This is a genomic window from Streptomyces sp. NPDC059900, assembly GCF_050270335.1.
In the GTDB taxonomy this organism is placed as follows: domain Bacteria; phylum Actinomycetota; class Actinomycetes; order Streptomycetales; family Streptomycetaceae; genus Streptomyces.
This window is the reverse complement of the sequence record NZ_JBNNJZ010000606.1, coordinates 1-4738: the sequence shown is the minus strand read 5'-3', so window position 1 is coordinate 4738 and position 4738 is coordinate 1. Positions and strand designations below refer to the sequence as shown.

The following is a 4738-nucleotide window of genomic DNA, read 5'->3' as shown; positions in this document are numbered from 1 at the left end:
CCTCGGGGCCGCTGAGATACTCCTCGACCATCAGCTCGTGGTAGCGGGCCTGGCCGCGGGTGTTCTCGGCGCGGGACTGGATCAGGGCGACGTGCTCGCCGGCCTGCTCGGCGGTGTCCACCAGGCGGACGTCCGCGCTGCTGGTCTCGTCGGCGGGCTTGACCACACAGGGCAGACCGATCTCCGCCGCGGCCTTGGCGGCCTCGGCGGGCGTGCCCACCGTGCGGAACGCCGGTATGGGCACGCCCAGTTCGGCGCAGCGCCGGCGCATCAGCGCCTTATTGCGGGCGGTGGCCACGCCGTCGACGCTGACGGTGGGCAGCCCCAGGTGGACGGCGATCTCGGCGGCCACGACCACGTCGTACTCGGCCAGGGTGAGGAAGGCGTCGAAGGGCTGCTCGGCCCCGGCCCTCTCGACGTGCGGCAGGAGTTCCTCGTAGAGGTTCGTCTCGCAGTGCACGATGTCGTCGACGTACCGCTCGAAGTACTCCGGGCCGCCCGGTACGGCGAGGTAGCGGTCCAGGTCGCGGGTGAAGAAGGTGACGCGGCAGTCGAGTTCCTTGATGATCTGCAGGCCCTCGAAACCGGATCCGGAGAGATTGCTCTCCAGGACTCCGACGTGAATCATCTGTGTCTCCGTTGTGATGCCGGCCTGCGGCCGGGCTGTGATGGATCGGTGCAGAGGCGAACTGCGGGCAGGGGAGCGGGTGCTCACCAGCACCCGGAGGTGGCCAGGGTGCGCAGCAGCTGCTCGGACTGCGCGCGTTCGGCGGCCGACAGGGGTACGACGACACCGGCCGCGGGAGCGGACACCCGGGCCCGCGGCGGCACATCGCCCAGGACCAGTGAGCCGGCGCCGACCAGGGCGTCGTCGCCGACGGTGACGGGACCGAGCACGATCGCGTTGGTGCCGAGCACCACCCGGTCGCCGACGACGGGGTGGCGCCTGGCGCCGGGCTCCCGGCGTTCGTCGCGCCACCAGCCGACCGCGCCGAGCGTGACCTGGTGGAAGATCGTGACGTCGTCGCCGATCTCGGCGGTCTCCCCGATGACCACGGCGGCCCCGTGGTCGATGAACACGCGCCGGCCCAGGCGGGCACCGGGATGGATCTCGATGCCGCCGGTCACCGCGCGCGCCAGGTAGGCCAGGATCCGGGCGAGTTGCCGGTGGCCGCGCCGGAAGAGGACGTGCGCGGTGCGGTGGGCCCACAGGGCCGGCAGTGCGGGGTGCAGCAGCGCCTCGGCACCGGTGCGGATCGACGGGTCCCGCGTGACGATCATGGCGAGGTCCTCCCGCACCCGGGTGATCACATTGCGCATGGGGTCCTCCGCCTCAGTAGTCGGGACTCTTGACGAGATGTCCGGGGTCTTCGACGATCTCCGGGATGTAGACCCGTTCGTTCCACACGTCCTGTGCCACGGGTTCGAGCGCGATGGAGACGACGCCTTCGTCGACGGAGAAGGCGGTCCCGACCGCCCTGGTGATCGCGTCCACCAGGGCCGATATCTGGGTCTCCTCGAGGTTGTTCGGGAAGTGCTTGATGTTGACGTGCGGCACTGGGATGACCTTCCTGTGGAGTCGTGCGGCCCGGACGGCGGCGACGAGTTCGTCCACCCCGTTCTCGCGCAGCAATGCGTAGTGACCGGAGCGCAGTTGGCTGATCCGGGGAGGCGCGGCGGACAGAGCGTGGCTCTGGTCGATGAAGGAGGGCTGGTCGCCCGCGGCCCGCAGCACGCTCACCGGGGCGGTGAGCCGGTGCCCGCCGGGCCCGGCCAGGTCGTCGGGGGCGTACTCGAACAGGAACGTCTGACGCACCACGCCGACGATCCGGCGCACCAGGTCGCGTTCCAGATGCTCGAACTTCTCGCAGATGCAGGCGACGAAGGAGTCCTCGTCGTGCGTCGATGCCAGGCACGCGGCCACGGCCGCCGGCTCCAGACTGGCGGCGAACACGGAGTAGAGGATCGAGACGAAGGCGGGGTCGGTGAAGCTGACCTTCGCCGCGGCGGATGTCTCCGCTCCGGCCTCCACCGGCGGTTTGCCGGGGGCCAGGAGGATCACTTCGTCGACCGTCTGCCCGGCCTGCTCCAGCTGCCGGGCCGTCTCGAAGGCGACCCGGGCCCCGAAGGAGTAACCCCACAGCGTGTAGGGGCCGGTGGGCTGGACCTGCCGGATGAGCTCGATGTCCCTGGCGACCATCTCCTCGAACGTCGCATAGGCGCGCTCGCCCGGGTTGATGCCGTAGGCCTGCACGCCCAGGAAGGGGCGGTCAAGACCGAGACGGCCGGCAAGGAGGCGCAGGCTCATGGGATAGCCGCCCAGGCCCGGCCAGCAGAAGACGGGCCGCCCGCCGTCCGCGCCGCGCAGCCGCACCAGGCGGGAGAGCGTGGTGGCGGGCGCACGGTCCACCAGCCGGGCAAGTCCGGCGACGGTCGGCGCGTCGAACAGGACCTGCAGCGGCAGCGCACTGCCCAGCTCCCGGTTGATCCGGCCGACCAGGTTGACCGCGCTGAGCGAATGGCCGCCGACGGCGAAGAAGTTGTCCCGGATCGAGACCCGCTCCTGGCGCAGCACCGTGCGCCACAGCGCGGCGATGGCCTCCTCGGTGGGGGTACGCGGCGCAACGATGGGCGCGTCGGCGTCGTCGACGGCGGCCTGGTCCAGCTCCCGCAGCGCCTGGTGGTCGATCTTCCCGTTGGGTGTGAGCGGGAAGGAGTCAAGGACGGTGACCCGGTTGGGCACCATGTACGGCGGCAGCGACTCGGCGAGGTTGTCCTTGACGATCTCGGCCGGACCCCGCATGTGCACGGAGTCCTCCTTCATGCCCTCGCTGAGCTGCTGCTCCGCGCTGACCCGGCCGCCCACGGCGAAGTAGGAGGCCGTGCCCGGGCCGGCCGGCGTATCGGGGCCCGAGCCCAGAAGAGCGGTGATGCGCCGGGCCGAGGCCAGCGGGTTGCCCGTCTCCGAGCTGTAGCCGGAGGACATCAGCCCCAGACCCACGTCGTTGAGCTGCAGGCGCTGCAGCTCCCGGCCCAGGTCCGTATAGCGCTGCCACGGCCCGCTCGCACTGCCGATCATGCTGATGCCGAAGCTGGCGCGTGTGTAGACCTCCTGGTTGATGGCGATGACGTCCTGCTTGCGGATCAGGTCGTCGGACACCCGCTCCAGATCCCCGTCGCGGTAGCGGTACTGGCCTTCCGGCAGATCGGCGATCTGGCCCGGATGGGCCTGCACGTACAGCTCGACCGGGCCGGGCGCGGCCGGGGCGGCGGCCGACCGCACCTCGTAGGTGCCCAGGTAGTAGTCCTCCTCCGGGCAGCGCAGGACGTCCTTGATGCCGGGCTCGTCCGCGCGGGCGCCCACGCGCAGCCCGTACCGGGGCAGTACGTGGTCGAACAGGCCGACCATGTGGCCCGCTTCGAACCGCAGCACTTCCTGGATGTTGTTCTGGTAGACCGGCTCGATGGCCGAGCGGCGCCCGACGAAGTGGACGCGCAGCCCGGGCGGTCCAGCGGGAGCGCGGCTGATCAGCGTGAGCCGGTGGCTGACCGGGTGGTAGTAGTAGTGGCCCGCATCCAGCCCGGCGATGCCGGACAGTTGAAGGTAGAGCTGGGTGGCATACAGCGAGCCGGGTGAGGCGTAGCCGTACTTGGGCAGCAGCCGCTCGCCGCTGGGGAACTGGCCGAAGTAACGCAGCAGGGAGCCGAGTTCGTCCAGGCCCAGGGTGGCGGGATCGCGCGGCGCGGCGCCTTGCCGGGCCGGCCGGGCGAGCAGGGCCAGCAGGTCGTCCCGGCTGACCGGGCCGCCTTCGTAGAACCGGTAGGTCTTGCGGGCGAAGACCGTGCGCCGCTGCCCGGCACCGGGCGTCCGGCCGGGCAGCTCGACGACGCCGAGGCCCTCGTCGTCGCGGGTGCCCAGATTGCCCAGCTGCGCCTTGAGCTGGAGCCTGCTCTGCTTGGACTGGTGGTGGGCGCCGTGGTTGCCCTGGTCCATCAGTGCGGCCCGGGCCGGGTCGAGTTCGACGAAGGCGACGAGGTTGGCGCCGGTCCGGGCGTCGTCGCGTACCAGGACGACGGCGGACTTGACCCAGTCGTGCTTCTCGACGGACACCTTGATCTCGTCCAGCTCGACGCGGAAGCCGCGCAGTTTGACCTGGCTGTCGGTGCGGCCGAGGAACTGTACGGTGCCGTCGTCGTTGCGGCGGGCCAGGTCGCCGGTGCGGTAGAGGCGGGTGGAGCGGGCCTCACCGGTGAAGGGCTGGGTGACGAACCGTTCGGCGGTCAGTTCCGCGTTGTTGAGATAGCCGCGGGCCAACTGCGGCCCGGCTATGTACAGTTCGCCGGACTCGCCCGGCGCGACCGGCCGGCGGGCGCTGTCCAGGATGTGAAAGCTCATGCCGCGCACCGGCCGGCCGATGGAGATGTGGTCGGGTCCGTCCTGGACGGTGGCGCGGTCCACGCGGTGGGACGAGGCGTTGATGGTGCACTCGCTCGGCCCGTACAGGTTGATCAGTTCGCAGTCCGGCAGCGCGTCCAGCAGCTCGACGGACAGGTTCTTGGTGAGCGCCTCGCCGCCGCTGAAGACCTGGGTGAGCGAGGTGCAGTCGGCCAGCCGTCCGGTGTCGGCCAGCGCCTGCAGCAGGGTCGGCACCCCCTGGAGGGTGGTCACGCCATGCGCCAGGACCAGGTCGATGAGCCCGCCGGGGTCGGCGTAGACGCCCGGCTCGCTCATCACCAC

3 protein-coding genes are annotated in these 4738 nt (G+C 70.9%); all 3 read right to left on the bottom strand.

The annotated features are described in order from the left end of the window. On the bottom strand, positions 1-628 hold a 628-nt coding region (locus ACQKIP_RS40170), incomplete at its 3' end, for an ATP-grasp domain-containing protein (RefSeq protein ID WP_427745303.1). An 83-nt stretch (positions 629-711) separates the two neighbouring features. Further along, on the bottom strand, positions 712-1320 hold the full coding sequence (gene epsC, locus ACQKIP_RS40165) for a serine O-acetyltransferase EpsC (protein ID WP_365853753.1): 609 nt from the start codon (positions 1318-1320) through the stop codon (positions 712-714). Positions 1321-1333: 13 nt separating this feature from the next. After that, positions 1334-4738: AMP-binding protein (locus tag ACQKIP_RS40160; protein WP_427745302.1), on the bottom strand; the 3405-nt coding region annotated here is incomplete at its 5' end.

Excerpts from the sequence above, each read along its gene's own strand:
- epsC (WP_365853753.1), bottom strand. The coding sequence starts at position 1,320 with ATGCGCAATGTGATCACCCGGGTGCGGGAGGACCTCGCCATGATCGTC.